Source organism: Mesorhizobium atlanticum (genome assembly GCF_003289965.1).
In the GTDB taxonomy this organism is placed as follows: Bacteria; Pseudomonadota; Alphaproteobacteria; order Rhizobiales; family Rhizobiaceae; genus Mesorhizobium; species Mesorhizobium atlanticum.
The window spans coordinates 447,206-474,078 of the sequence record NZ_QMBQ01000005.1; the positions used below are offsets into that span (position 1 = coordinate 447,206).

At 65.3% G+C, this 26,873-nt stretch carries 24 protein-coding genes and 1 pseudogene; 7 read left to right on the forward strand and 18 right to left on the reverse strand.

All coding sequences use genetic code 11. The features are described from left to right. The first annotated feature begins 85 nt into the window (after window positions 1–85). The 7 genes from DPM35_RS19635 to DPM35_RS19665 all read left to right on the forward strand — a co-directional run bounded on the left by DPM35_RS19635 (window position 86) and on the right by DPM35_RS19665 (window position 8,158). On the forward strand, window positions 86–1,885 hold the full coding sequence (locus tag DPM35_RS19635; protein WP_112128902.1) for a GtrA family protein: 1,800 nt from the start codon (window positions 86–88) through the stop codon (window positions 1,883–1,885). Window positions 1,886–2,139: 254 nt separating this feature from the next. Continuing rightward, the gene (locus tag DPM35_RS19640; RefSeq protein WP_112129113.1) at window positions 2,140–3,489 is read left to right on the forward strand and encodes a putative bifunctional diguanylate cyclase/phosphodiesterase; all 1,350 of its coding nucleotides are present in this window, start codon (window positions 2,140–2,142) and stop codon (window positions 3,487–3,489) included. Between the two features lie 299 nt (window positions 3,490–3,788). Next, window positions 3,789–4,556: an SDR family NAD(P)-dependent oxidoreductase gene (locus tag DPM35_RS19645; protein ID WP_112128903.1), complete on the forward strand. Its 768-nt coding sequence runs from the start codon at window positions 3,789–3,791 to the stop codon at window positions 4,554–4,556. After that, the gene (locus DPM35_RS19650) at window positions 4,553–5,488 is read left to right on the forward strand and encodes a 2-dehydro-3-deoxygalactonokinase (protein WP_112128904.1); all 936 of its coding nucleotides are present in this window, start codon (window positions 4,553–4,555) and stop codon (window positions 5,486–5,488) included. Before DPM35_RS19645 ends, DPM35_RS19650 begins: the two co-directional genes overlap by 4 nt. Beyond that, window positions 5,485–6,120, forward strand: coding sequence for a 2-dehydro-3-deoxy-6-phosphogalactonate aldolase (locus DPM35_RS19655; protein WP_112128905.1), 636 nt, complete (start codon window positions 5,485–5,487; stop codon window positions 6,118–6,120). Before DPM35_RS19650 ends, DPM35_RS19655 begins: the two co-directional genes overlap by 4 nt. A gap of 2 nt (window positions 6,121–6,122) precedes the next feature. Next, window positions 6,123–6,995 carry an SMP-30/gluconolactonase/LRE family protein gene (locus tag DPM35_RS19660; RefSeq protein ID WP_425373389.1) on the forward strand — a complete coding sequence of 291 codons (873 nt, stop codon included), beginning with the start codon at window positions 6,123–6,125 and terminating at the stop codon, window positions 6,993–6,995. 104 nt (window positions 6,996–7,099) lie between these two features. Next, entirely contained in the window at window positions 7,100–8,158 is a 1,059-nt protein-coding gene (locus DPM35_RS19665; protein ID WP_112128907.1) for a D-alanine--D-alanine ligase family protein, read from the forward strand. Here the strand turns inward: DPM35_RS19665 and DPM35_RS19670 are convergent. The 18 genes and pseudogenes from DPM35_RS19670 to DPM35_RS19755 form a co-directional block, all read right to left on the reverse strand. Next, the gene (locus tag DPM35_RS19670; protein ID WP_112129114.1) at window positions 8,155–8,442 is read right to left on the reverse strand and encodes a DUF1330 domain-containing protein; all 288 of its coding nucleotides are present in this window, start codon (window positions 8,440–8,442) and stop codon (window positions 8,155–8,157) included. The two genes, DPM35_RS19665 and DPM35_RS19670, sit on opposite strands and share 4 nt — an antisense overlap. Window positions 8,443–8,578: 136 nt before the next feature. Then, window positions 8,579–9,427 carry an alpha/beta hydrolase gene (locus DPM35_RS19675; protein WP_112128908.1) on the reverse strand — a complete coding sequence of 283 codons (849 nt, stop codon included), beginning with the start codon at window positions 9,425–9,427 and terminating at the stop codon, window positions 8,579–8,581. An 80-nt stretch (window positions 9,428–9,507) separates the two neighbouring features. Beyond that, complete coding sequence (locus DPM35_RS19680; protein WP_112128909.1) at window positions 9,508–10,848, reverse strand: Dyp-type peroxidase; 1,341 nt, start codon at window positions 10,846–10,848, stop codon at window positions 9,508–9,510. 8 nt (window positions 10,849–10,856) lie between these two features. Next, complete coding sequence (locus DPM35_RS19685; protein WP_112128910.1) at window positions 10,857–11,372, reverse strand: hypothetical protein; 516 nt, start codon at window positions 11,370–11,372, stop codon at window positions 10,857–10,859. 65 nt (window positions 11,373–11,437) lie between these two features. Continuing rightward, on the reverse strand, window positions 11,438–11,884 hold the full coding sequence (locus tag DPM35_RS19690) for an ester cyclase (protein ID WP_112128911.1): 447 nt from the start codon (window positions 11,882–11,884) through the stop codon (window positions 11,438–11,440). Then, window positions 11,881–12,849, reverse strand: a complete 969-nt coding sequence (locus DPM35_RS19695) for a catalase (RefSeq protein ID WP_112128912.1) — start codon at window positions 12,847–12,849, stop codon at window positions 11,881–11,883. The genes DPM35_RS19690 and DPM35_RS19695 overlap by 4 nt, the downstream gene beginning before the upstream one ends. Window positions 12,850–13,094: 245 nt before the next feature. Further along, entirely contained in the window at window positions 13,095–14,873 is a 1,779-nt protein-coding gene (locus DPM35_RS19700; RefSeq protein WP_112128913.1) for a TPR end-of-group domain-containing protein, read from the reverse strand. A gap of 166 nt (window positions 14,874–15,039) precedes the next feature. Next, entirely contained in the window at window positions 15,040–15,747 is a 708-nt protein-coding gene (gene pyrF / locus DPM35_RS19705; RefSeq protein WP_112128914.1) for an orotidine-5'-phosphate decarboxylase, read from the reverse strand. Then, complete coding sequence (locus tag DPM35_RS19710; RefSeq protein WP_112128915.1) at window positions 15,747–16,343, reverse strand: NADPH-dependent FMN reductase; 597 nt, start codon at window positions 16,341–16,343, stop codon at window positions 15,747–15,749. The genes pyrF and DPM35_RS19710 overlap by 1 nt, the downstream gene beginning before the upstream one ends. 458 nt (window positions 16,344–16,801) lie before the next feature. After that, a complete protein-coding gene (gene pmtA / locus DPM35_RS19715; protein WP_112128916.1) occupies window positions 16,802–17,407 on the reverse strand; it encodes a phospholipid N-methyltransferase PmtA in 606 nt (201 codons plus the stop codon). A 144-nt stretch (window positions 17,408–17,551) separates the two neighbouring features. Next, window positions 17,552–18,679, reverse strand: a complete 1,128-nt coding sequence (gene dnaJ, locus DPM35_RS19720) for a molecular chaperone DnaJ (RefSeq protein WP_112128917.1) — start codon at window positions 18,677–18,679, stop codon at window positions 17,552–17,554. A gap of 202 nt (window positions 18,680–18,881) precedes the next feature. Continuing rightward, window positions 18,882–20,798 (reverse strand): molecular chaperone DnaK, encoded by a 1,917-nt coding sequence (gene dnaK / locus DPM35_RS19725; RefSeq protein ID WP_112128918.1) that lies wholly within the window; start codon window positions 20,796–20,798, stop codon window positions 18,882–18,884. 485 nt (window positions 20,799–21,283) lie between these two features. After that, window positions 21,284–21,508, reverse strand: coding sequence for a hypothetical protein (locus tag DPM35_RS19730; RefSeq protein ID WP_146767970.1), 225 nt, complete (start codon window positions 21,506–21,508; stop codon window positions 21,284–21,286). Between the two features lie 22 nt (window positions 21,509–21,530). After that, window positions 21,531–22,329, reverse strand: a pseudogene (locus DPM35_RS19735) (inositol monophosphatase family protein). Window positions 22,330–22,377: 48 nt separating this feature from the next. Continuing rightward, window positions 22,378–23,376: an LLM class flavin-dependent oxidoreductase gene (locus DPM35_RS19740; RefSeq protein WP_112128920.1), complete on the reverse strand. Its 999-nt coding sequence runs from the start codon at window positions 23,374–23,376 to the stop codon at window positions 22,378–22,380. 3 nt (window positions 23,377–23,379) lie between these two features. Then, the gene (locus DPM35_RS19745) at window positions 23,380–24,201 is read right to left on the reverse strand and encodes an arylamine N-acetyltransferase family protein (RefSeq protein ID WP_112129115.1); all 822 of its coding nucleotides are present in this window, start codon (window positions 24,199–24,201) and stop codon (window positions 23,380–23,382) included. Between the two features lie 89 nt (window positions 24,202–24,290). After that, window positions 24,291–25,454 (reverse strand): AI-2E family transporter, encoded by a 1,164-nt coding sequence (locus tag DPM35_RS19750; protein ID WP_112128921.1) that lies wholly within the window; start codon window positions 25,452–25,454, stop codon window positions 24,291–24,293. Window positions 25,455–25,581: 127 nt separating this feature from the next. Then, a complete protein-coding gene (locus tag DPM35_RS19755) occupies window positions 25,582–26,643 on the reverse strand; it encodes an LLM class flavin-dependent oxidoreductase (protein ID WP_112128922.1) in 1,062 nt (353 codons plus the stop codon). Window positions 26,644–26,873: the final 230 nt, after the last annotated feature.

The following is a 26,873-nucleotide window of genomic DNA, read 5'->3' on the forward strand; positions in this document are numbered from 1 at the left end:
GCCGGTCCCGTCGGGCCGTTTTACTATTTATTGAAGCCGTTAAGGCTAGGTTTAAACCGATCCTCTCCCGTCAAAGGTCACGGCAATGGGCACAGCCGAGAACGGCGCCGCCTCGTGGAAATCCGACCTCGTGCTGGCGCTGCTTGCAGTCCTGCTCGCGCTCGCCGTCGACGCGTGGATGGGGTTCGGCCCGCTGACCGATGCCCACGGCGACAACGACAATCTGCTGCGCCTCGTCGAGGTCCGTGACCTGCTTGCCGGTCAGGGCTGGTTCGACCTGCACCAGTACCGCATGGGGCTGGAAGGCGGCTTCGTCATGCACTGGTCCAGGCTGGTGGATGCGCCGATCGCCTCGATCGTGCTTGCCGCCTCGGCACTCACCGGCAGCAGGCCGCTTGCCGAGAATGTGGCGCAGGTGCTGTGGCCGGCGCTGCTCTTCTGGTCGACCTTGTTCTTCACCGCTCGCGCCGCGCGCAGTTTCGGCGGCGGCGGCGCGGTGCTGCCCGCCATCCTCATCGGTGGCGCCGGCTATTATTTCGTCGGCATCTATGCACCGGGCGCGCTCGACCACCACAACGTCCAGCTGATGCTCACCATGGCGAGCCTCGCTCTGCTGCTCGAGGCGCCTGCCTGGCACCGGGCCGCGCTGTTGGCCGGCCTCTGCGCCGCGCTGACGCTCGCCATCGGCATGGAAACCGTTCCCTATGTCGCGGCCATCGGTGCTTGCGTGTCGCTGCTGTTCGTCTCCGATCCAAGCGGCGAGCGGGCGATCGCCCGGGATTTCGGCCTCGGCTTCGCCGGCGTCTCGGCGCTTGTCTTCTTCGCCACCATCTCGCCTTCCGCATGGGGCGTGGCGCAATGCGATGCCTTCTCGGTCGCGCAGTTCGTCGTCGCCGCCATCGCCGGCATCGGGCTGGCGGCGATCGCCTCGGTCGAGCCCGCCGCCCGCAACTGGCGGCGCAGGCTGGGGTCGCTGGCCGGGCTGGCTCTCGTCCTCGGCGTCGTCGTGGCGTCGCTGTTCCCGCAATGCCTCTCGGCCCCCTATGCCAATCTCGACCCGCGCCTCAAGGAACTGTGGCTCGACCATATCGACGAGGCCCAGTCGCTGTTCACGCTGCTTGTCCACGATCCGGCGCGCGTGGCGGCGCGTTATGCGACGCCGCTGGTCGCGATCATCCTGATGGCGCTGCGCTTGCGGCGCGGCGGCTGGCGGCGGCAGGACAGCCTCGTCGCGGCGCTGCTTGCCGTCTCCTTCGTGGTCGGCGCCTGGCAGCTGCGCGGCACCACCTTCTCGATCGCCTTCGCGGTCATTCCGCTGTCGGCCTGGATCGCGAAATGGCGGGCGCGGGCCGAAGCCGGCTCTTCGCCTGGCGTGGCGCTGCGCCTTGCGGCCGTCTGGCTGGTCTCGATCAACCCGGTCTGGACCGGCGTTGCCGCCGCCGCCTCGGTGGCGTTCGAAAAAGGCCCGACTGTAGCCGACCGCGGCATGACGGACAGGGCCTGCGAGAAGAAGGCCACCTTCGCGCCGCTTGGCGGCATGACCGGCACCACCGTGCTTGCGGTCTCCAATCTCGGCGCGCCGATCCTCGTCTATAGCGGCCACAAGGTCTTCGCCGGCCCCTACCATCGCAACGTCGCCGGCAATCTCCTGGCGCTGGATGCCTTTCTCGGCTCGGCCGATGACGCGCGGCGGATCGTCGAGGCGCATCGTGTCGGCCTCGTCGCCATCTGCCCCGGCAATTTCGAGAGCCGTACCCTGGCCCAAAAGGCGCCGCAGGGCTTTCTGGCCGGGCTGCTGCGCGGCAGCGTGCCGGACTGGCTCGAGCCGGCCAGCGAAACCAAGGGCAGCCCGATCGAGCTCTATCGCGTCAGGCAAGCGGGCTAAAAACGAAGGGCGAAGCGGTTCACCGTCCGCGATCGTGCGACCAGAAGCCAACCCGGAAAGTGTATTCGATATTTATATTAGAAATTACGCATAAAGGAATATTTGCGAGCGGGTCGGAATTCCTTGTCGAAATCTGGACAAGCGCCAGCGACGCCAGCAACTCTCGGGGCAAAGGAAAATCGATTTTCCGATACTTTTCCTAAACGCTTTGCTGCCAGTCTGGTCGAAAATACCGACATAAGAACAGAGGCATGATGCAAACGACGTTTGGCACCGGTCAGCCAGGCAGGGAAAACACGGATCTGGCCTTCACGGATTCGTTGACCGGGCTCGGCAACCATCGTCGCTTCTTCGACAAGGTCGATCGCCTGATCAGCGACCGCGCCGACGACCCCGCGCCCTTCACCGTCGGCATCCTCGACCTCGACGGCTTCAAGCCGATCAACGACCTGTTCGGCCACAAGGCCGGCGACGACATCCTCATCCAGGTGGCGATGCGGCTGCGCGCCTCGATGGATGGCTATTCCACCGTCTGCCGCATCGGTGCCGACGAGTTCGCCTATCTCTATCCGATGGTGTTCTCCGAGGAGCAGGCGGCCGAAAAGTCGCGCATGCTGATCGAGATATTGTCGGCGCCCTATGATGTCGGCGAGCGCACCGCCAGGCTTTCGGCCTCGGTCGGCTGCTCGCTCTTCTATTCCGGCGACGAGACCACCGAGATCCTCGTCAACAAGGCCGAAACGGCGCTGTATCACGCCAAGCGTTCTGGCCGCGGCCGCGTCGTCGTCTACAGCCGCGAGATGGAGGAGGCGGCCAAGCGCGTCACCCGCATCGAGCAGGCGCTGCGCCGCGCCGTCTCGGCCGGCGAGGTCGAGCCGCATTTCCAGCCCATCGTCGACCTGAACAGCCGCCGCACCATCGGCTTCGAGACGCTGGCGCGCTGGACCGACCGCGACCTCGGCGTCGTGCCGCCATCCGTCTTCATCCCGATCGCCGAGGAACGCGGCATCATCGGCCCGCTGTCGCAGTTGGTGCTGCGCAAGGCGACGGAAGCGGCGCGCAGCTGGCCGAAGGACCTGTTCCTGTCCTTCAACCTCTCGCCCTCGCAGCTCGTCGACCAGAACACCGGCCTGCACATCCTGGCCATCCTCGACCGCACCGGCTTCGATCCGAACCGCCTCGAGATCGAGATCACCGAGACCGGCCTGATGAACGATCCGGCCTCGGCCGAGAAGATCGTCGAGGACCTGCGCCGCGTCGGCATCCGCGTCTCGCTCGACGATTTCGGCACCGGCCAGTCGTCGCTCGGCCGCCTGCGCGAATTCCATTTCGACAAGCTCAAGATCGACCGCGCCTTCGTCTCCTCCATCCTCGACGACCGGCCTTCGGAGCACATCATCCGCGCCATCCTCGCCATGTGCGAGGGGCTCGGCATGGATGTCGTCGCCGAAGGCATCGAGGACGAGGCGCAGGCCGATCGCCTCGTCCAGTTCGGCTGCGCCGGCGGGCAGGGCTATCTGTTCGGCAAGCCGGTCGATGCCGACGCTACGCTCGGCTATCTGCGCGATTCATATCGTGGCGCGCTCCACGCCAAGGCGATCTGACAAGGTTTGTTGATATTCAGGTGAGGCCGGTCTGCAAATGGCGGCCTCCTTCGCTTCCGGTGCTCACGTACTTTAAGTACGCTCCGCTCCGGTTCTCGGAACCCACCCAGTTTGGTCGCCTCGCGCCCGTCTTCGACTCCGACTCGGCCTGACCTGAATCTCAACAAACCCTGCGCTGCCTTCGGGAGACGGAGGTGCAGACCTCATTTGTCGGACATAAGCTGCCAAGTCCGACGTTTCTCCCTTGCCCCCGCGCTTTGTCTGGCTAGGATGCGCGCCGGCCAAAGGGAGAAGAAATCATGATGCCATCGGCACGTTTCGCCGACCTCGACGGCGCCTCGGTGCTGATCACCGGCGGCGGCTCCGGCATCGGCGCGGCGCTGACCGAAGGGTTTATGCGCCAGGGCGCAAGGGTCGCCTTCATCGACATCGCCGAGAGGCCAAGCACCGCCCTTGCCGACCGGCTGGAGAAGGAGCTCGGCCGCCGGCCGCTCTACCTCAAGGCCGACCTGCGCGACGTCGAGGCACTGCGCGCCGCCTCGGCGAAGGCGGCTGAGGCGCATGGCGACGTGACGGTGCTGGTCAACAATGCCGCGCTCGACGATCGCCACGCTGTGGAAGACGTCACGGTCGAGTTCTGGGACAACAACCTCGCCATCAACCTGCGACCGCATTTCTTCACCGCCCAGGCCGTGGCGCCCGGGATGAGGCGCGCCGGCGGCGGCTCGATCATCAACTTCACCTCCACCTCCTATCTGATCAACCACCCCGATATGCCGGCCTACACAGCGGCCAAGGCAGGCATACTCGGCCTGACAAAGGGCCTGGCCGGCAAGCTTGGGCAAGACCGCATCCGCGTCAACGCGGTGGCGCCAGGCTGGGTCATCACCGAGCGCCAGCGCGAGCTCTGGGTGACCGACGAGGGGCTCGCCGCCCATGTCGCCAAGCAATGCATCAAGGATGTGATGCAGCCCGACGACATGGTGGGCACGGTGCTGTTCCTGGCGTCGGACGCCTCGCGCATGCTGACCGCCCAGATGCTGATCGTCGACGGAGGCTTCCTGTGAGCGCGGCCCCGGCGGTTGCCGCGCTCGACTGGGGCACGACCAGGCTCAGGGCCTGGCTGCTCGACAGCTCGGGCAAGGTGCTTGCCGAGCGGCGTGGCGACGACGGGCTGATCACCGCCCGTGAAAAAGGCTTTGCCAACGTGCTGGAGGGCCACCTTGGCGCCATGGGCGCCCCGGACGCGTTGCCCGTCATCATCTGCGGCATGGCCGGCTCCCGGCAAGGCTGGATCGAGGCGCCCTATGTCACCGTGCCGGCGCCGATCGGCGCGATCCTGCGCGGCGCCGCCCGCATCGAGGGCTCGCGCCGCGACATCCGCATCGTGCCTGGCCTCGCGCAGCGCCTGGCTGACGCACCCGATGTCATGCGCGGCGAGGAGACCCAGCTTGCCGGCGCCGGTTTGCCGGCAAAGGGAAGGCATCTCGTCTGCATGCCCGGCACGCATTCGAAATGGGTTTCGGTCGAGGATGGCGCGGTCGCGGGCTTCGGCACCTGGCCGACCGGCGAATTGTTCTCGGTGCTCGCCACGCACTCGATCCTGAAACACTCACTCGGCGAACATCCGGCGCCGGTCGCCGCGGACAGCCCGTTCTTCCGGCAATGGTGCGAACGGGCCCTCGGCGAAGGCGGCGACGTCACCTCGAAACTGTTCGCCATCCGCGCCGCCGGGCTGTTGCAGGATTTGAAGCCGGACGAAGCGGCGGCCTGCCTTTCTGGCCTTCTGCTCGGCGGCGAGATCGCCTCGGCAAGACGCCGCTATGGCGCCAGCGAAGCGCCGGTGGTGCTGGTCGCCTCGGGCGCGCTCGCCACGCTCTACGGTTCCGCCCTGGGTTTGGCCGGCCTTGCCTTCCGCACCGTGGACGCCGATGAAGCGGTGCGTGCCGGCCTGGTCGAGGCCGCGCGCGAGAACGGCATGATTGGAGGCGCTTCATGAGCCAGACCGCACCCTTCCCCAAACTCAAGCGCGGCCTTGTCGCCATCCTGCGCGGCCTGAAGCCGTCCGAGGCGGTGGCGATCGGCAAGGCGATCCATGACGCCGGCATCGAGGCGATCGAAGTGCCGCTCAATTCGCCGGACCCGTTCGTCTCCATCGCCGATCTGGTCAAGGCGCTGCCGCAAAGCGCGCTGATCGGCGCCGGCACCGTGCTGACGGCGGCGGACGTCGACGCTTTGCACAAGGCCGGCGGCAGGTTGCTGGTCAGCCCAAACATCGATGCCGAGGTCATGGGCCGCGCCATGCACCACGGCATGGTGACGATGCCCGGCGTGTTCACGCCCACCGAAGCTTTCCAGGCGATCCGGCTCGGCGCCTCGGCGCTGAAATTCTTCCCGGCAAGTGTGCTTGGATCGAGCGGCATCGCGGCCATCCGCGCCGTGCTGCCGCCCGCAACCTTGATCGGCGCCGTGGGCGGCGTCTCCGACAAGGATTTTGCCGGCTACAAGGCGGTCGGCGTCAGCGTCTTCGGTCTGGGGTCCAGCCTCTACAAGCCGGGCGCGACGGTCGAGGAGGTGGCGCGGCGCGCCAGTGCCGCCGTCGCCGCCTGGGATGAAGCTTTCGGAGGATGACAATGGACGGCGTTTCGGTTTTTTCCGACCACATCTGCGAGCTCGGCGAAGGCCCGAGCTACGATCCCGCCACCGACACGCTGTTCTGGTTCGACATCGTCAACGCCAAGCTTCTGGAAAAGCCGCTTGCCGGCGCATTGAAGGTGCATGACCTCGGCGTCATGGCCAGCGCCATCGCAGTCATCGACGCCGAGCGCCAGCTCATCGCCACCGAGATCGGCCTGCAGGTCCGGGACGTGAAAACCGGCAGGCTGACGCTGCACACGCCGATCGAGGCCGACAATCCGCTGACGCGCTCCAATGATTCGCGCGTCCATCCCTGCGGCGCGCTGTGGACCGGCACGATGGGCAAGGACGAGGAGAAGGGCGCGGGCTCGATCTACTGGTTCTTCAAGGGCGAGTTGCGCCGGTTGTTTTCCGGCATCACCGTCTCGAACTCGATCTGCTTTTCCGAGGACGGCGCGACCGCCTACTACACCGACACCGCGACCGGGCTTCTGATGCGCGTCGCCTGCGATCCGGCGACCGGCCTGCCGGCCGGCGAAGTCAAAGTGTTCGTCGATCATCGCGCCTCGAAAGGCTATATCGACGGTTCGGTCGTCGACCGCGACGGGGTTCTGTGGAACGCCGTCTGGGGCGGCAAGGCGGTGAAGGCCTATGCGCCGGACGGCACGCTGCTGCGCGAGATCGCCATGCCCGTAACGCAGGCCTCCTGCCCGGCTTTCGTCGGCGCCAAGGGCGATCGCCTGGCGGTGACCTCGGCCTGGAAGGGCAAGGACGAGAAGCAGCGCGCTCTCGATCCGCAGGCCGGCATGACCTTCCTGCTCGATATCCCGGTCAAGGGCCGCTTCGAGCCGCGCGTGCTGATCGCATAAGGGTATCGCGCATTATCGCGCAATCGCCTCGGGCCGGTCGGTTTCCCGCAAGCCGGCCGCTGCGGCCATGCGATGGTAGCGCCTGATTTCGCCCGGAGCATTCGATGCCGCACAGCACGCCGACGCTAGTTCTGGTCTACGAGCCGGAAAAGGCCTGTCTCGACCGCTTATCCGCGGACGGATACCCGGCGGATCGTGCCCTGGAAATTTCGTCCTATCTGGCGCAGTCGACCGACCTTGCGCCCGAATTCAACCTGCTCGCCGCCGCCTGCGAAAAGCGAGGCCTTGCTTTCAAGCCTGTCGAGCTCGACGACGCGGCACCCGTTCTGGCAAAGGCCGATCCCGCAACAACGCTCGTCTGGACGCTGACCGACGGCGTTGCTTATTTCCGTGGCGGCGCTTCGCCGGCGCTGGCGCGGCTGAACGGCTTGCGCACCATCGGCGCCGACGATTCGCTGTTCGCGCTCTGCCAGGACAAGCTCCGCTCCGGCGCAGTGCTCGGCGCCCTCGACCTGCCGGCGCCGCAGGCCGGCCTGGCGCGCAATGGCGAGTGGCTGGTCGAGCCACCGGCCTCGCCCAAGGGCTGGTTCGTCAAGCCGAACCGGCTCGGCGCCAAGATCGGCATCTGGCCGGATTCCCGCATCGTCGATCTCGGCCATGCGCTGGAGCTTAGCCGGCGCGTCTTTTCCCATTACCGCGACGACGTCGTCGTCCAGCCCTATGTCGCCGGCCGCAATGTGCGCGCGAGTTTCCTTGGGCTGAAGCCCGAAACCGGCGTCGAGGCTCTGGGCATCGTCTTTGTCGATTCCGGCGGCGATTTTCAGACCATGGCCGACTCGATGGCCCTTTATGGCGACACCGGCCAGGCAGCGAAGGATGCGGGAACCTATGCCGAGCCGGAGCTTGAGGCCGTCAGCGCCAGCCAGCCGGAGGCGGATCGGAAAATCCGCGCCATCGCGCGGAAACTGATAAGCGGTCTCGGCCTGAAAGATGTCTTTTCCGTCGACTTCAGGGTCGAGGCCGACGACACCGTCCATCTCATCGAGTTCGAAGTCTGCCCCGGCCTGCCCTGCTTCGATTTTCGCGACTATTGCCGCAGACAATGGGGCATGAGCCTTGCCGATGCGATGGCGCAGACAGCGGCCAATAGGTTATTTCGCTAAACGCCCTCGACCAGCACGATCTCGCCCTCGGCCACTTTCTGGCGGATCGCGGCGGCGCGCTGGTATTCCGGCGAGTGGTAGCAGTCATGCGCCGTAGCCAGCGAGTCGAACTCGATGATGACGTTGCGGCCCCGCCCCGGCCCCTCGGCCTTTTCATGTTCGCCGCCGCGCGCCAGGAATTTCGCGCCGAAGCGATCGAAGGCAAGCTTCGCGGCGGCGACATAATCCTTGTATCCCTCGGCGTCGCGCACATCGACGCGAGCGATCCAATATCCCTTGGGCATGCGTTTCTCCTGTTTATGTTCGGGCGAGCGCTCGGTCATTGCCGGCCGCCGCCCGCAATGCCGCGGCATTGTGGCTTACTTGAGCGGCGCCTTAACACACAACCCGAACCCAGGGAAAGCGAGCGCTGGCCGGACGCTAGCCTCTGATATGAGCAACGATCCAGCCGATGATGTCGTCCATCACCAGCTCTTTGTCCACGTCGTTGAGCAGATCGTGAAAATGGCCTTCATAAAGTTTCAGCGTCTTATCGCTGGACCCAGCCTTGTCGTAGAACAACTGGCTGCCGCTGGGCTTGGTCGCCTTGTCCGCGGTTCCATGGAGGATCAGCAGCGGCAGCGCGAATTGCGGGAATTCCTGTTTCAGCCTTTCGTCGGCCCTGGCCATTTCCGCGACCGTGTTGGTGGGCTGCGTCTCATCGGCGATCAGGGGATCCGCGTTCATGGCGGCATGCACCGCCGCATCGCGTGAAAAGTCCTCGTTCTTCAGGCGCAGCACATGGGCGTGCGGGAAAATGTGGCTCAGACCCTTCAGCGCCGCGAGGGCGAAATCAGGCGCCGGCACCTGGAAGGCAAAGCTCTCGCAGACCAGCCCGGCGAGATCGCCCTGGTTTTCCAGCGTGTACATGCAGGCAACCACGCCGCCGGCGCTGTGGCCCAGCAGGAATACCGGCAGACCCGGCTCCCGGGCCCTGGCTTCGCCAACGAGGCCGCCGACATCGCTGACATAGTCGTCAAAGGCCTCGACGTAGAAACGCTCGCCGTCGGATTTGCCGCGCCCGCGCAGGTCGACGGCGTAGACGGCCAGGCCGGCGGCCACGCATTGCCCGGCCACCCAGTCGTAGTAGCCGCTGTGCGAATTGAACCCGGGAACGATCACCAGAACAGCGCGCGGTTTGAGCGCCGGCCGCCAGGATCGAAAGGAGATGCCAAGCCCGCCGCGCCCCTCGAACCGTTCTTCAGTGACGTCGTTTGCGGTCTCAATCATGTTGCTTCCCTCTTTGCCGGGTCGGGCCGTCCGGCCCGAATGTCGGTGAACCATCGCGTTCCATACTTACATGGGCTTGCCTATGTTTGGAGATCACCTCCACCGGCAAGCCAGCGCAGGCCGCCGATCCCCGGCAGGAACACATGCTCGCCGCCGCGCGTGACGGCGAAATCGAGCAGGCCGGCCAAGCGCCGCCGCACGGGCCTCGCCGGAAAGGCATAGTCGGCCGAGTGGTCGCGGCGGCCGGCGATCGGGTCCGTGCGCGAACCCTCGGAGACGAAGTCGCCGTCATTGATCCATTGCGACTGGACGAATTCGAACTGGCGGCCGGGATTGGCGTTGACGAGCGCCAGTATGATGCCCCGGTCCTGGCCGTCATCCTCGAGCACGCCTTCGGGCAGCATTGGCCCGTAGGACGAGCCGCGCCGCAAAAGCCGGTGCAGGCGGGCGTCGGTCAGCGACTCCTTCAGCGCGTCACGCGGGTTGACCCGCCTGATGTGGCTGCCGACCGGAGTCCTGCGGCCATCCGGATCCTCGCCATAATAGGCGAAGTCGTTGTTGCGCCGGCTGTCGCGGCCGAGTTCCGGATCGTCGGCTTCCGGCGCCAGCGCCAGCGGGCAGCCGCTGCGCCAGCGTCCCATCATCTTGGCGGCGACGAACTCCTGCCCCGCGGGGCTGTCGGCATTGTCGCGCAGGTATTTGCGGAATGCCGCGACGTCCTGGTGGATCTTGCGGATCGCCAGATAGGTTCCATTGCGCCACAGCGCTTCCGGACCGGGACCGGTCGCGACCACGCCGAGCTCGTTGACATAGCCCAGCACAAACTCGCCCGCCTTGGCCGGTTCGCCCTGGCCGGGCAGCGGCGCGCCGCCCTGGCCTTCGATATAGGGCCGGCTGATGCCGTCGGCGAAGCCGAAATGCTCGCGCAGATTGGGCGGCACCCCGACATCGACGCGCCCCACCAGCTTGACCCCCCCGAGCCCGGCCAACGCTTCATGCCCGACGGCGAGCTTTTGTTGCCGCAGCTCATCGCTGGCGGCCATCACCAGAAGCCCGACATGGAAGCCGTTTGCGCCATGCGGCATGTCCCAGTGCTCGGGGTCGCTCGCGCCGACATCGCCGAGGAACACCTTGCGCGCCGCCATCCCCTGGCGGAATTCCACCGGGAACTCCGCCAGGATAGTCTCGCTCAGCCCAAGACGCCGGAGCCCTTCGAAGGTGAGGACCACGTTGATCCAGGCATCCTCGACCGGCCTGTCCCAGTCCGCCGCCGATGTCACATAGGGCAACAGCCGGCGCAGCAGGGTTCGTGCCTGTTTCGCGTCGTCGATGCGGAACAGCAGATAGGCGCCGAAATAGGGCATGGGGCGGTTGCGCAGCACCGTGCCCTGGATGTCGTCGAGTTCGAGCTGAACGGGCATGATGGCAATCAGCCCGCGGCGTCGAGCAGGTCGCTGACGGCGGCGGAGAGCTTCTTCATCCTGGTCAGGTCGCGGACCGAGACGTCCGGATGCGCCGCATAGGAGAACTCGGTCGGGTGAAGCAGGCTGATGACCCACTCGCCGGCCTTGGGGCTGGTTATGCCGGGATAACCTTCCAGCACCCCGTCCGCGAGGGCGTCGAGCCAAGGGGCCGCCTGGGTGGCGATGTCGACGAGGTAGGGCTTGAAGTCGCCGTCATAGAGAAGCGAGAGCACGAAGCGCGTGTCGTTGTCGAACAGCAGGATGCGAAGGCTCTGGACCGTGCCCACCCGGCCTTCCCAATAGGCGGCCTCGGCCTGGAATTGCGGCAGCCGCTTGCGGAACAGCTCGGCGCCGCCCGGCACCACGTTGCCGATCATCGTCAGTTCGCCGCGCTTGCCGATCCGCTTGCCGGGGCCGTCGGGCTGATCCGTCATGGTCTGCGCCATTGCCAGGCGCTCTTCCAGGGGCAGTATGTTGGTCATGATCGTCTCCTTGTGTTGAATGCTAGCAATGGCGCCGGTCGGACCCGGCCGGCGGGCGCGGCGGATTATCGGGGATGCACCTGCAGTTGCCGCAGCATCAGCGCCGTATCCAGGAGCTGCCGCTGCTCGACGATACGGCCGGCCTGCCATCGGCAGACGACCGCGAAGGTCACGTCGAAGGCGTGCCGGCCAGGCGGCAGCGCGATGCCGGGAAGCGCCCCTAGCGCCCCATCCACCGTTCCGGTGATGCGGGCGACCGAGCAGCTCTTCGAGCCGTCGTGGCTGGCGAAGAGATCGAGATAAGGCTCGATCCAGACATGGGCGTCGGCCACGATTGCGCAGAACTTCCGCGCCTTCTCGATATGGGCGTGCTTGCCGTGCGGCTCGGCTTCGCCGCCCGCATAGGCGGTCAGCCCCTCGGCCAGCAGGTCGCCATAGGCCGCCCAGTCACGCGCGTTCCAGGCAGCGTCGATCGCGCGCATCCGCTCCAGCGTGCCGCGCATCGCCATCATCGCTTTTCCCCGCCGCCGAACGGACAGCCGCCGCGCCAGCCGCCCGAACGGCTCGCCGCCGACACCTCGTAGACGCCGCGCCTGATCTGCAGGATGGGATCGTCGGTCGGCTCGATGCCGTCGGTCAGCACCGTCGGGTCGTGGTTCATGACCGGATCGCCCGTGTCCTTTTCCGAGGCCGGAGCCGTCAGCGTCATGCGGCCGATGACCACGCGGCGGCGGCCCTCGGGCCACAAGGCCGTGGCGTCGTCGACGGGATCACCGGGCTCGGCCAGCTCCAGCACCAGGTCGAAATGCACCGGCTCACGCGCCAGCCTCTCCTCCAGCTCGGCGTAGAGGATGTCGACATTCTCCTCCTTCAGGTCAGCCGGCGGCTGGCCCTTGATGCCGGCGACGGGCACCCAGTGGCAGCGCGCCAGCGTCTCGACATGTTCGGCGCTGACCCAGCGAAAGCAGTGCACCGAATTGAACTCGGTGTGTGCGAAGCTGACCGGAGCCGGGCTTTCGGCGCGCATCTGGAACACCCGCGCCGAGTTGGGATTCGCCGCCAGGAAGGTCTTGAGGCCGGCAAGGTTGGGAGGGCCGCCAGGTTCGGCCGGCAGGCCGGCATCGAGAAGTCCCACGAACTGATCGATGGAGTTGGCGATGAACAGCTTCTGGCTGAGCATGATCAGGTTTGTGACGCGCCCGTCGTCGAGATAGAAGCGCGTGGCCATGCCAACCGTCGAGCCGAAATGGGCGTAAGGGTCGCCGCCGCCCTTCGAGAAACGGACGGTGACGGGCATTTCCGCCCCCTGCAGATGAACGGCCCGTGTGTAGCGGCGGGCCGCCTCGTTGGCGCGGAACGTGCCCTTGTAGAGCCTGCCGTCGGCATGCAGGGCGCGATAGCCCGGGAAGTCACCGAGGATGCGCTTGATCTTGGCGACGATGTCCTCGGCTTTGCGATACTGGCTGTTTTGCGGCATGCACCTGCTCCCGTTTCTTGTCCGCTGGCGGACAGCACGAATGGAGGTGAGCCTATGGGGCTGCGCCCTTGCCCGTGAAGTTAGGCGCGGGCGGGCTAACTGTTAGCTGACGTTGAGAGTCTAGAGCAGTTCCAGGAAAAGCGTGAACGGTTAGGCTCGGCGACTTCGCCGTAGCCGTCCGTCCGGAACTGCGTAAGAACAAAGAGATAGAGCGGTTCGCCGTTTTCGTGAAACGGTGAAACGCTCTAGGGCTGGACGGTCGCCAATGGGTCCGCAAGGCCGGTCGCGCCGGTGGGCACAAAGGCGTTGAGGCGCTCCATCAAGGCCGAGAAACGCGGCATGTGGCGTAGCCGGTCGAGCCGTGCGTCGGTTCGGATCCAGACCGTCGAGAGCTCGCGGCGGTCCATCGCCTTCTCCAGCATGTCGAGGCAGAGATCATCCCGCCCGAGCGCCGCGGCAAGCATGGCGCGCGCGAAATGCGTCGAGGCGCCAGGCTCGCCATCGATGATACGCATGCCTCGTTCCGGAGCACCCAGCAAAGCCTGCAATTCCGCCGCCGCCAGCATCAGGTCCGGGAATTTGTCGGTGACATGCTCGATCTCGGCCAACTGCGAGCGAACAAATTCGGCATCGCCGTCGAAAACATGCGCCAGCGCGCGATAGACCAGGACTTCGGCGGGAGCGCTCAGGCCCGCTGCGCCAGGCGACGCCGCGCGCAGGGAACCGAAGTCGCGCGCCTGATAACGGCTGATGGTTTCGGCGATATCCTGCTGGATGGAAAAGGGCTCGATCGTGCGGGCCTCGCGGAACAGCCGCTCCGCTTCCTCGTGGCGCGCCATGATGGTCAAAAGGACGCCATGGAGACGTGACGCGCGCGCGTTTTCGCCAAGCTGGACCGCCTTGCGGAAGCCTTCGTCCGCCGCCACGCGGTTCCACTCCAGCCAGGCCGCGATCGTGGCCCGCGCGGTGTGCGCCTCGACCGATCCGGGGTCGACGGCAAGAGCGGTCCGCACCGCGGCGCTGGCTTCCCGCAAGGCCGTATCGTGGTCGACAAGCCCCAGGCGATAGAGGTCGCAATGGCAATCGGCGATGCCGGAATGACCACGCGCATAGTCGGGAGCGTTCGCGGCGACAAACTCGAAAACCTGCAACGCGGCGCGGATGGAACCGGGCGTCTGCTCATCGAGCAGTTGCCGGCCGCGATAGACGGCGCCAAGCGCCTTCAAGGCGGATGGGCGGGGTCCGACCTTCGAGGAGCGCATCGCCGAACTGTCGAAACGAACGCGGCTGAGCGCCGTGATGGCGATGCGTTCCTGCAGCCGCAGCCGTTCGCGCGCCGGCGCGTCGAACCGATCCGTCCATATGACGAAGCCTTGCGGATCGGCGACCTCGATCGTGACGCGGAGCATGTCGTCCTCCCGGCGCACCGTGCCCTGGACGATGGCATCGACGCCGAGCTCGCGCGCGGCGTCGGCAAGCGAGTAGGCCTGGTCCTTGAACTGAAACGTGATGCTGCGCGAAACCACCCGCAGTCCCTGCGCCAGCTGAAGCCTGAAGATCAGCTCGTCGGTCAGCCCGTCGGCGAAGCTTTCATCCTCCGCCTCTGCGGACAGCGAACGGAAAGGCATGATCGCGATGGCAGCGCCCATACCTTCGCGGAAAATACCTTCGGCGCTGGAAGGATGCGGCTCCCGGGTTTCCGCGTGATCCGGTTGCAAGGCGAACTCCGGAACATAGCCGCCGGTCGGAAGGCTGATCCTGACCGGGTCCATTTGCCCCTCGCCGGCATAATATTCCTTGAGCTTGGCGCGCAGACGCCGGGCCTCCACCCGCACCGTTGAGTCGATGCGTGGGTCGTAGGGCGGCTCGCGACCATAGACATTGTTGCCGATCACGACTTCCCTGAGCGCGCCGCCGCCACCCTTGAGGGTCTCGGTCACGACAAAACCAAGGAATTCGAGCAGGCGCTCGGAACCGGTGAAGGTGCGGCTGCGCCGAAGTCGCGCGAGCTGTGCCCGGATCATGGCTGGCGAAGGTCGTTTCGGCTGACCCAATTCGAACCCCTCGGCAAAACTGTTGGAGGGCAAAACTAACAGCAACTCATCGAAGTTACAGTGGAAAACGCACGGCCGGCACGACGGTCGCGGTCGCTTGGCGGCGCGATTCTCGGCAGCGGCGTCCCGGGACTTTCTATGCCGACTGCATTTCGGCGAGGATCGCCTCGGCCGCGGCGCGGCGGTCCGGCGCCTTGACGATCGGCCGGCCGACCACGAGGTGGCTGGCGCCGTTGCGGATCGCCTGCGCCGGCGTCACCACGCGTTTCTGGTCGCCATGGTCGCTGCCCGACGGGCGAATGCCGGGCGTCACCACCGCCAGGTCGGGCCCGACGATCCGGCGCACCGCTTGAGCCTCCTCGGCCGAGCAGACGATGCCGCCCATGCCGGCGTGCAGCGCCTGTTCGGAGCGCCTGAGCACCAGCGTGTGCGGGTCGTATTCATAGCCTGCGTCGATCACGTCCTGCTCGTCCATCGAGGTCAGCACCGTCACCCCGAGCAGGCACAGATCGCTGCCCTTGGCCGCCTCGACCGCCGCCCTCATGGCCCTGGGATAGGCGTGCAGCGTCAGCATCGTCATGCCCATCTTGACGATGTTCTCGACGCCCTTGGCGACGGTGTTGTCGATGTCGAGCAGCTTCATGTCGAGGAACACTTTCGTGCCGCCGCTGGCGAGCTCCCGCGCGAAGTCCAGCCCGCCGGCAAAGGCAAGCTGGTAGCCGATCTTATAGAAGGAAACCGCGCCTTCGAGCTCGCGCACCGCCTTCTCGGCCTCGCTCAGCGTCGGCAGGTCCAGCCCGACGATCAGCCTGTCCCGCATGCTGCCGGCCTCCGCGAAATGCATCACGCCTCGATCCGGGTCGACAGCATGCGCGAGGTTTCCATCAGCGTACGGCATAGGCGCTCCATCGATTGGTGTAGTCTGGCGTCCCTGAATTGCCCGTCCTCGGCGAACGCCGCGTCGGCCTCGGAGACCGAGCATTCCGGCGTGACCACCTCCATCTGGCAGCGCACCAGCACCGCGCGCAGATGGTTGATGCAGCGTATGCCGGCGAACTTGCCTTCGGACGACGAGCAAAGCCCCACCGGCTTGCCGGCCAGCGGCCTGAACGTGCGGCTGCCCTCCCGCCGTATCCGGCTCACCCAGTCGATCGAGTTCTTGAGCAGCGGCGGGATCGAGCCATTGTATTCGGGCGTCGCGATCAAGAGCCCGTCATGCGCGGCGATCTGACGGCCGAGCCTGAGCGCGTTCTCGGGGATGCCTTTTTCCTTTTCGAGGTCCTCGTCCATGATCGGCAGCGGATAGTCGCCGAGCGAGATGCGCGTCACCTCCGCGCCCTGCATGGCCAGTTCCTTCTGCGCCACGTCGGCCGTCCGGCCGCTATAGGCGCCCGTCCGGACCGAGCCGGCGAAGACGAGGATTCGTGGGATCACTGCCATTGGCCACCCTTGTTCGGGGACAGGTACAGCCAAGGAGCATTCAAATCAACGCGTCGCGGGGAGAAAACGTCGAAGGACTAGTCGCGACCTACGAACTTCGTCATCCACGGGCGGAGCAGCCGCGAAGCGGCGTCGCGAAGACCCGAGGATTCATTCAATTGCCCCAATCGTAGAGCGCAGCGGAGCAGAATTCTGGATCGCCGCAACGCTTCGAAGTCACGGAATGAATCCTCGGGTCTGCGCCGCGTCGCTTCGCGCCTTGCTCCGCCCGTGGATGACGAATGGATGGGCGTTCAGGCCAATCGCCAAGGCGGCTGCTACCAGCGAGTAGGGGTCGAAGACTCTCGCGCGGAGAAACTAGAGCAATTCCAGGAAAAGTGTGAGCGGTTTTCCGTCAGGAATTGCGTCAAAACAAAGAGTTAGAGCGGCTCGCCGTTTCCGTGAAACGGTGAAACGCTCTAGTGCGACGGTCGCCGATAAATCCACAGCTGCGTCGGCGGGATGTTGCGGAAGATGAAATCGAAATGTTCGACAGTATAGTCGCCGCGCCCGGCCGGGATCGGCGACAGCGGGCCATAGGTCAGTTGCACGATCGGCCGTCCGGCGGGTATGCGGTCGAGCAGGCTTTCGATATAGGCGATGCGCTGGGCGACCGGGAAATTGAGCAGCGGCACGCCGGAGACGACCGAATCGAACACCATGTCGCGCTTGTCGCCGAGCGTGGCATTGAGATTGAAGGCGTCGCCCTCGATCACGTTGACGCCGGGATACAGCCCGCGCAGATGGCGCACGAAGTCGGTCGAATATTCGACCGCGTAGAGATTTTCCGGCTTCACGCCCTGGGCGAGGATGGCGCGGGTGATGACCCCGGTGCCGGGCCCGACTTCCAGCACAGGCAGGCCCGATCTCGGATTGACGATCGAGGCCATCTTGCGGGCGGTGATGGAACTGGTGGGAACGATCGAGCCGACCGTTTTCGGCTTGTCGATCCAGCCTTTGAAGAACTTCAGCTCGTCGTCGAATTTTTCGGCCAGCGCTTTGCGCAACCCGGGACTACGTGCCATGCGAGCTCTCCTCAATGCTTCGCCCCCGATCCGCTACTTAGCAGGTGGGTGGGACAAGGCAAGGCGTCAAGCTGGCATAAGATGTTGATGACGCTTGGGAAGCGGATTGCCCTTCCCAAGCCGTGCGCAATGCGGGCGTGACGATCAGTTTTCGCCGAACGACTCGAAGAAGTCCTTCATGCGGGCGAAAAAGCCGCTCGACTGGGGCGAATTGTCCTTCGAGGAGAGCTGCTCGAACTCTTCCAGCAATTCGCGCTGGCGGCGCGTCAGATTCTGCGGCGTCTCGACCGCCGTCTGGATGTAGAGGTCACCGACATTGGGCTGGCGCAGCACCGGCATGCCCTTGCCCTTCAAACGGAACTGGCGGCCGTTCTGCGTGCCTTCCGGCACTTTCACCTTGGTCTGGGTGCCGTCCAGCGTCGTGACCTCGAAAGAACCACCAAGGGCAGCCGTCGTCATCGAGATCGGCACCTTGCAATAGAGATCGGCGCCGTCGCGCTGGAAGAACTCGTGCGGCTTCACCGCCAGGAAGATGTAGAGGTCGCCGGACGGTCCGCCGCGCAGGCCGGCCTCGCCCTCATTGGCAAGCCGGATGCGGGTGCCGTCCTCGATGCCGGCCGGAATGTTGACCGACAGCGAGCGCTCCTCGGTGACGCGGCCCTGGCCGGCGCATTTCGGGCACGGGTCCTTGATCGTCTGGCCGCGGCCCTGGCATTGCGGGCAGGTGCGCTCGATCGAGAAGAAACCTTGCGTGGCGCGCACCTTGCCGTGGCCGTGGCACATCGAGCAGGTCACCGGCTGGGTGCCGGGCTTGGCGCCGCTGCCGGAGCATTCCGAGCAGGAAATGGAAGCCGGCACGTGGATCTGCGCGGTCTTGCCGGAAAAGGCCTCTTCCAGGGTGATTTCCATGTTGTAGCGCAGGTCGGCGCCGCGCTCGCGGCCGCCCGACGAGCGGCGCTGGCGGCCGCCCATCATGTCGCCGAAAATATCCTCGAAGATGTCGGCGAAGCCGCCGGCGCCGAAGCCGTGCGCGGCGCCGTTCATGCCGCCCTCGAAGGCGGCGTGGCCGAAGCGGTCATAGGCGGCGCGCTTCTGCGGGTCCTTCAGCGTCTCGTAGGCTTCGTTGATTTCCTTGAACTTGTGCTCGCAGGCATGGTCGCCGGGGTTGCGGTCAGGATGGAACTGCATGGCGAGCTTACGGAAAGCGCTCTTGAGTTCCTTGTCGTCGGCGCCTTTTTGCACGCCCAGCGTTTCGTAGAAATCAGCTTTCATTTTTTCCCGCTGTCCGGATGCTCAATGTCTTCAAGCATTGTTGGCGACGTTTGCCGGCATGGCCTTGGATTTAGGAGCGATGTTTCCCGGATGCTAGTGCCAAGCCGCGGTCACTCCGGGTTTTTCCGTCACTTTTTCGATCTGGGTTGCAAAAAAGCCCGGCTTTGCGCCGGGCTTTTGCACTTATTCGCCGTCAGCCGGCTCAGGCCGACTTCTTCTTGTCGTCGTCTTCGTTGATTTCCTCGAAGTCGGCGTCGACCACGTCCGAATCCTTGGCGGCGTCCGCCTTGGCGTCGGCTTCGGCCGCTTCCTTCTGCGAGGCCTCGTACATGGCCTGGCCGAGCTTCATCGACACTTCGGCCAGCGACTGCGACTTGGCCTCGATATCGGCCGGGTCGTCGCCTTCGGCCGCAGCCTTCAGCGCGGCAATCGCATTGGAGATCGCGGTGCGGTCGGCATCCGAGACCTTGTCGCCATAATCCTTCAGCGACTTCTCGGACGAGTGCACCAGCGCCTCGGCCTGGTTGCGGGCCTCGACGAGGGCACGGCGCTTCTTGTCCGCCTCGGCATTGGCCTCGGCGTCCTTCACCATCTTCTCGATGTCGGCGTCGGACAGGCCGCCCGAAGCCTGGATGCGGATCTGGTGCTCCTTGCCGGTGCCCTTGTCCTTGGCCGAGACGTTGACGATGCCGTTGGCGTCGATGTCGAAGGTGACCTCGATCTGCGGCACGCCGCGCGGCGCCGGCGGAATACCGACCAGATCGAACTGGCCGAGCAGCTTGTTGTCGGCAGCCATTTCGCGCTCGCCCTGGAAGACGCGGATCGTCACGGCCGACTGCGAATCCTCGGCGGTCGAGAAGGTCTGGCTCTTCTTGGTCGGGATCGTCGTGTTGCGCTCGATCAGTCGGGTGAACACGCCACCCAACGTCTCGATACCCAGCGACAGCGGCGTCACGTCGAGCAAGAGCACGTCCTTGACGTCGCCCTGCAGCACGCCGGCCTGGATGGCGGCGCCGAGCGCGACCACCTCATCCGGGTTGACGCCCTTGTGCGGCTCCTTGCCGAAGAACTGCTTCACGATCTCCTGGATCTTGGGCATGCGGGTCATGCCGCCGACCAGCACCACTTCGTCGATCTCGCCCGCCTTCAGGCCGGCATCCTTGAGCGCCGCCTTGCAGGGCTCGATCGTGCGCTGCACGAGATCCTCGACCAGGCTTTCGAACTTCGCCCGGGTGAGCTTCATCGTCAGGTGCTTCGGGCCGGTGGCGTCGGCGGTGATGAAGGGCAGGTTGATCTCGGTCTGGGTCGTCGACGACAGCTCGATCTTGGCCTTCTCGGCCGCTTCCTTCAGGCGCTGCAGCGCGAGCTTGTCGGCCTTGAGGTCGATGCCCTGCTCCTTCTTGAACTCGGCCGCCAGGTATTCGACGAGCCGCATGTCGAAGTCCTCGCCGCCGAGGAAGGTGTCGCCGTTGGTCGACTTCACCTCGAACACGCCGTCGCCGATTTCCAGCACGGAAATATCGAAGGTACCGCCGCCAAGGTCATAGACGGCGATGGTCTTGCCGTCCTTCTTCTCCAGGCCGTAGGCGAGTGCTGCGGCCGTCGGCTCGTTGATGATGCGCAGCACCTCGAGGCCGGCGATCCTGCCGGCGTCCTTGGTCGCCTGGCGCTGGGCGTCGTTGAAATAGGCCGGAACGGTGATGACCGCCTTCTCGACCTTCTCGCCGAGATAGGCTTCCGCCGTCTCCTTCATCTTCTGCAGGATCATGGCCGAGATCTGGCTGGGCGACTGCTTCTTGCCGCCGGCCTCGACCCAGGCGTCGCCATTGTCGCCCTTGACGATCTTGTAGGGGACAAGCTTCTTGTCCTTCTCCGTCACCGGATCGTCATAGCGGCGGCCGATCAGGCGCTTGACCGCGAAGATGGTGTTTTCAGGATTGGTGACCGCCTGGCGCTTGGCCGGCTGGCCGACGAGACGTTCGCCGTCATTCGAGATGGCGACGATGGAAGGCGTCGTGCGAGCGCCTTCAGCATTCTCGATCACCTTGGGGTCCTTGCCATCCATGATGGCGATACAGGAATTGGTGGTGCCGAGATCGATACCGATAACTTTTGCCATTGTTCTAGTCTCTCCTCTAAGCAGGCTCTCAGGACCCTTCAAAAGGCGTTCCGACGAAAGCCCCTGTTCACAAGAAATCCCGCCCCGGTCCCCGCTTTTCGGGGCTGGACGGCTTGGCGCGTATATAAGAACAGCCGACACGGGGCGCAAGCATTCTGCGCAAGCTGTCCGTCGTCTTGGCAGCGGCAACGAGGCGACCCGCCGCGCTTTGCGGCAGGACCGGCGGGAGATCGCACTATCGCCTTGTTCCAAATGGATTTTTTGGAATCGATGCCGCTGGCGCCGCACAGGTCGGGCATTTGGCGGGGGCAAGGCGTCCCTTGGCGGGCGTGACTTTCGGTCGCGAAAGGGACGAAAAATCAGCCTGCCGCCAGTATTTGGAAACTGGCGGCAGGCTGTTGAGAGCGCCAGGCGCTCGGGCTTCCAGGCTTAAAGCATGTCTCCCGAAAGTGGTAACCGGTTTCGGGACGAAGACATGCGCAAAATCAAAAAGCTAAAGCGCATGGAGCGAATCTGAAAGATCGCGACGCGCTTTGGAGCCCGTTGTCCTTGAGGATCCTGGCGGCGTTTTCCTTGGTGATCTTTTCCGTCGGCAGCGTGATGGTCTTCTCGACCTTCTCGCCGTCAAGGAACTTGATCGCCTGGCGAAGGCCCTCGGCGCCCGGCGTGACATAGGTGAAGGTCGCCGTCAGCTCACCCTTGTTCACCATCTGCAAGCCGTCGCACAGAGCGTCAGCGCGAAGCTTCGAAAGCTTCCGCGCACAGCGCCTGCAATTTCGGGAAGATGCGCCTGCCGCCGGCAATGACCTGCGTGCCCTCGCCGACCACAGTCTTCGGATCGGCCTTGAGCACCGTGCCGCCGGCCTCTTCGACCAGCAGCATGCCGGCGAGACAGTCCAGGCGTTCATGTGCTCCTCGACATAGCCGAGCAGCCGGCCGGACGCCGCATAGGCAAGCATCAGCGCTCCGGAAGCATTGCGGTAGAAGATGCCGCCCTCGGCCAGGATCAGGCTGATGAGAATGACGACGTTCTTGGTCTCGGCGCGGTTGGAGAGCCCGGTGCCGACCGAGCCCTCGGAAAGCGACGTTGCATTGCTGGCCTTGATCGGCTTGCCGTTGAGAAAGGCGCCGCCGCCGAGGCGACCGTAGAACGTCTCGTCGGTCGAAGGCTCATGGATGACGCCGACCACCGTCTCGCCATCCCTGGCGCAGGCGATCACCACGCACCAGGCGGGAATGCCGCGCACGAAATTGGCCGTGCCGTCGATCGGGTCGATCACCCAGACATGACCGGTTGTTCCGGCCACCGCCGCGTGCTCTTCGCCGACGATGCCGTCCTGCGGATAGGCCTCGGCGATCGCCGCGCGGATGAACAGCTCGACCCGCGGTCGGCTTCCGAAACCAGGTCCTGATGCCCCTTGCTCTCGACGGCCAGGTTGTCGAGGTCGCGGAAATATTTCAGCCCCAGCTCGCCGGCGCGCCGCGCTAGGTCGATGGCAAAATGCATGCGGTCGTCGAGATCGTTGGTCATCTGCGCGCCCTTAACAGACCAATATGTCAGGCAAAAGTGACTACGCGATCAGGCCGCCTTCGACATCGATTTGTGAACGTCGGCGAGAATCTCGTAGGAGCGGACGCGCGCCGCGTGATCGAAGATCTGCGCCGTCACCATCAATTCGTCGGCGCCCGTGCGGCCGATGAAGGCGTCGATGCCCTGGCGCACTGTCTCCGGCGAACCGACGACGGCGCAGGACAACGCCTGGGCAAGCATGGTTTTCGCCATCGGGTCGAGATCACGGTCGTAATTTTCGACCGGCGGCGGCAATTGCCCGGGCCGGCCGCTGCGCAGGTTGACGAAGGCCTGCTGCAGCGAGCTGAACAACAGCTTCGCCTCGGCATCCGTCGGCGCGGCGGAGACGTTGAGGCCGAGCATCACATAGGGCTTGTTGAGCTGCGCCGAGGGTTGGAAGCGCGTCCGGTAGACCTCCAGCGCATGGTCGAGCTCGGCGGGCGCGAAATGCGAGGCGAAGGCGTAAGGCAGGCCGAGAAGCGCCGCGAGCTGCGCGCCATAGAGGCTGGAGCCGAGGATCCAGACCGGCACTGTCTGGCCTTCGCCCGGCACGGCGCGGATGCGCCGGCCTTCCTCGACCGGCTGGAAATAGCCCATCAGCTCGACCACGTCCTGCGGGAAATTGTCGGCGGACTCCAGGTTGCGCCGCAGCGCCCGCGCGGTCAGCATGTCGGTGCCCGGCGCGCGGCCGAGGCCGAGATCGATGCGGCCGGGAAAAAGTGCCGCCAGCGTGCCGAACTGCTCGGCGATCACCAGCGGCGCATGGTTGGGCAGCATGATGCCGCCGGCGCCGACGCGGATCGACTTGGTGCCGCCGGCGACATGTGCGATCACGACGGATGTCGCGGCGCTCGCGATGCCCGGCATGTTGTGGTGCTCGGCCAGCCAGTAGCGCTTGTAGCCCAGGCGCTCGGTATGGCGGGCGAGGTCGAGCGAATTGGCAAGCGACTGCGAGGCGGTGCTGCCTTGCGTGATCGGCGACAGGTCGAGAACCGAAAGGGCGGTCATTGGTCAGGTCTCCACGATGCGTTTTTCCCTAAGCTTCGCCTCGAATGCGGCGCGGTCGGGAATGACGATGGCGAGCTGGTTCTCCAGCACGTCGGCGAGCTCGGCGGCCGTCGCGATCTCGCGCTGCTCGCTGCGGCCGCCGGCATGATGCGTCGACAGCCGGTTGTTGCGCAGCGCATAGCGCCGGTCGGGCAGGGCGAGCGCGGCGACCAGCGTCGACAGGAAATGCGAGCTCGGATGCGTCGACAGGAAATGGCTGGCGACCCGGTAGTCGACCTCATAGGCCTGGCTCAGGTCGAAGCGGTAGAGCGTCCGCCATTCCTCGCCGATACTGGCCTGCAGGCGGAACTGGTCGCCGGTCTCGACGAGGCGGAAGGTTTCGTGCGGCGTCTGCTGTTCGAGCCCTGGCTCAAGCAGCAACGGCGCCGTCAGCGTCAGGCCGCCGAAGCCGACATCGGCGATGTAAGTGCGGCCGCCAAGCTCGATGCGCAGCAGCATATGGCTGCGCGCCGTGACGGCGTCCTCCGGCTGGCCCCAGACCACGCGGGCGGCAAGTCCGCCGACGGTGAAGCCCAGCGCGTCAAGCGCGTGCATGAAGATCAGATTGTGCTCGAAGCAATAGCCGCCACGACCCTGGCGGAAAATCTTGTCCTGCAGCGAAGCGAGGTCGAGGCCGACGGAAACGCCCATCAAGGCATCGATGTTCTCGAACGGGATCGCCCGCGGGTGCGCGGCGTGCAGCGCCTTAAGCGTGGCAAGCGAAGCGTCGGTCGGTCCGCCGTAACCGATGCGGGCAAAATAGCCATCGAGATCGAAGTCGCTCATTAAGGACAGGTCCGGCTTGACCGGTCCGATATAGGCACTGGCCGGCGGTGCCGCAAACAATGGGCGAGGTTTGAGATTGGGCCAGCGTTTCAGGATTTGTGATTGTTCTCGGCGGGCTCTTCCTCGATGGCCATGGACTGCTGCGCGGCCAGGAAATTGCCGACGGGCCTCAGGCTTTCGAAATGGTCGCAGAACACCTTGATGACGACCAGCAGCGGCACCGCCATCAGCGCGCCGACGAAACCCCACAGCCATGACCAGAAGGCGATGGCGATGAAGATCGCCACGGCGTTGATCTCGAGGCGCCGCCCGACCACCATCGGTGTCACGAGCTGGCCTTCGACGATGTCGCACAAAAGCACGAAGGCCGGCGCGAGCAGCGCATAGGCAATCGTGTCGAAGCTGATCAGCGCGATGATGGCGACGAGCAGGATGGTCATCAGCGCGCCGACATAGGGCAGGAAATTGAACAGGGCCGCCGTTGCGCCCCAGACGAGCGGGTTGGGCATGCCTAGCCCCCAAAGGCCGAGCCCGATCACCGTGCCGAGACTGACATTGATGATGGAGACCGTAAGCAGATAGTGCGAAATCTCGCGCTCGACGTCATAGACGACGCGCAGTGCCCGCTTCTTCTGAGTCATGCTGGTGAAGGACTGAACGATCTTCTCGTAGAACAGCGTGCCGGAGGCGAGAAGGAACAGCGACAGCACGAAGACGATGGTGATCGAAGTCCCGGCTTCCAGGATGTTGCTGGCCGCCGAGGACAGCATGCCGGACGGCGCCACCGCGACCCGCTGCACGCCCGGCTCCTGCGAGGTCTCGGTCAGCGCTTCCAGCTGATGCGCGAGATCCATCGTCCGTTCGAGCGGCCGCCTGAACGGCGCCAGCCGCTCGGTCAGTTGCTGGCCGATCGAATAGGAGTTGTTGATGAGGTCGATGACCGGGCCGCTGAGCAGATAGCCCGCGCTGGCGAAAACGAAGATCGAGAAAAGCACCAGCAGTGTCGCCGAGATCACTTCCGGTATGCCGCGCTTGCGCAGGAAGCGCACGATCGGCGTCAGCGTCAGCGCCAGCAGGAAGGCAAGCATCACCGGCATGAAGAAGGCGCGGGCGAGGTAAAGCGCCGCCGCCGCCATCAGAATGAAGATACCGACCATCAGCGAGCGCATCAGGCGCATGTCGGCGCGCGCACCGGCGCGCGGGTCAGGGCTTTCGGCAGCGCTTGCGCCCGAAGCAGTCTGTTCGGCTTTCATCGGTTCCCTTGCAATCCGCCAGCCGACAATGCATGGCGGGCCTGTGCCCGAAACGCGGGAGTTCCGGGCAAGGTTCCAAGAGCGGGCTTTTCCGGCATCCGGAGACCGGTTCGGAGGGGGCCGCTCTTCAGGCAGCCGGGGCTGGCGCGGCGGGGACCGGCTTCGCCGTCTCCTTGCGCACGAGCGGCGCCACCTTGGTGCCGTAGAGCTCGATCGCCTTCATGATCTTGGCGTGCGGCATCGTGCCGATCGCCATTTGCAGCAGGAAGCGATCGTTGTTGAATATCCTGTGCTGGGCGACGATCTTTTCAGCCACCTGCTCAGGGTTGCCCACGAAGAGGGCGCCGCTGGGACCCCGCGCCTGGTCGAAATGCGCGCGCGAGGTCGGACCCCAGCCCCGCTCACGGCCGATTCGGTTCATCACCTCGGCCTGCGGTCCGTAGAAGTCGTCGGCCGCCTGTTCGGTCGTTTCGGCGATGAAGCCGTGCACGTTTATGCTGGTCGCAAGCGTTGCCGTATCGGTGCCGGCGCGCCGCGCCGCCTCGCGATAGATATCGAACAGCGGCGCGAAACGCGCCGGCTCGCCGCCGATGATGGCCAACGCCAGCGGCAGGCCGAGCACGCCGGCGCGGGCGGCGGATTGCGGCGTGCCGCCGATGGCGATCCAGATCGGCAACTTTTCCTGGAATGGACGCGGGTAGACGCCCCGGCCATTGATCGGCGCGCGCAGCTTGCCCTGCCACGTCACCTTCACCTGGTCGCGGATGGCGAGCAACAGGTCGAGCTTCTCGGCGAAAAGCTCGTCGTAGTCTTCCAGGTTGTAGCCGAACAGCGGGAAGGATTCGATGAAGGAGCCGCGCCCGGCCATGATCTCGGCGCGGCCGTTGGACAGAAGGTCGAGCGTCGCGAATTGCTGGAAGACGCGCACCGGATCGTCGGAGGAGAGCACCGTGACCGCGCTGGTAAGGCGGATCTTCTTCGTGCGCTCGGCCGCGGCGGCAAGCGCCACGACTGGCGCGGAGGCGGCATAGTCGGGGCGGTGATGCTCGCCGAGCCCGAATACGTCGAGACCGACCTGGTCGGCCAGCTCGATTTCCTCGATGAGGTTGCGCAGCCGCTCATGCGGGCCGATGGCGCCGGGACCCGGCTCCGGGCTGACATCGGCGAAAGTGTAGAGACCGAGTTCCATCTGATTGCGTCCTGAAGCTGTTCATGTGGGGTTTTGCCTGTCGGCGCTCTAGGTAGCTATATGCCTTGCCGCCCGCCAGGGCCGCGATTTGTGAACAGTGCATCGCATGATGCCGGGCCGTATCCCTGCGGCAACAAGCCCGGTTTTTTCATGGCTGGCATACCGTTTTGGCGCTTGAACTCGCCGCTTTCACGCGTATGTAAGCGTCGCGAATAGACTGCAGGGAAGTA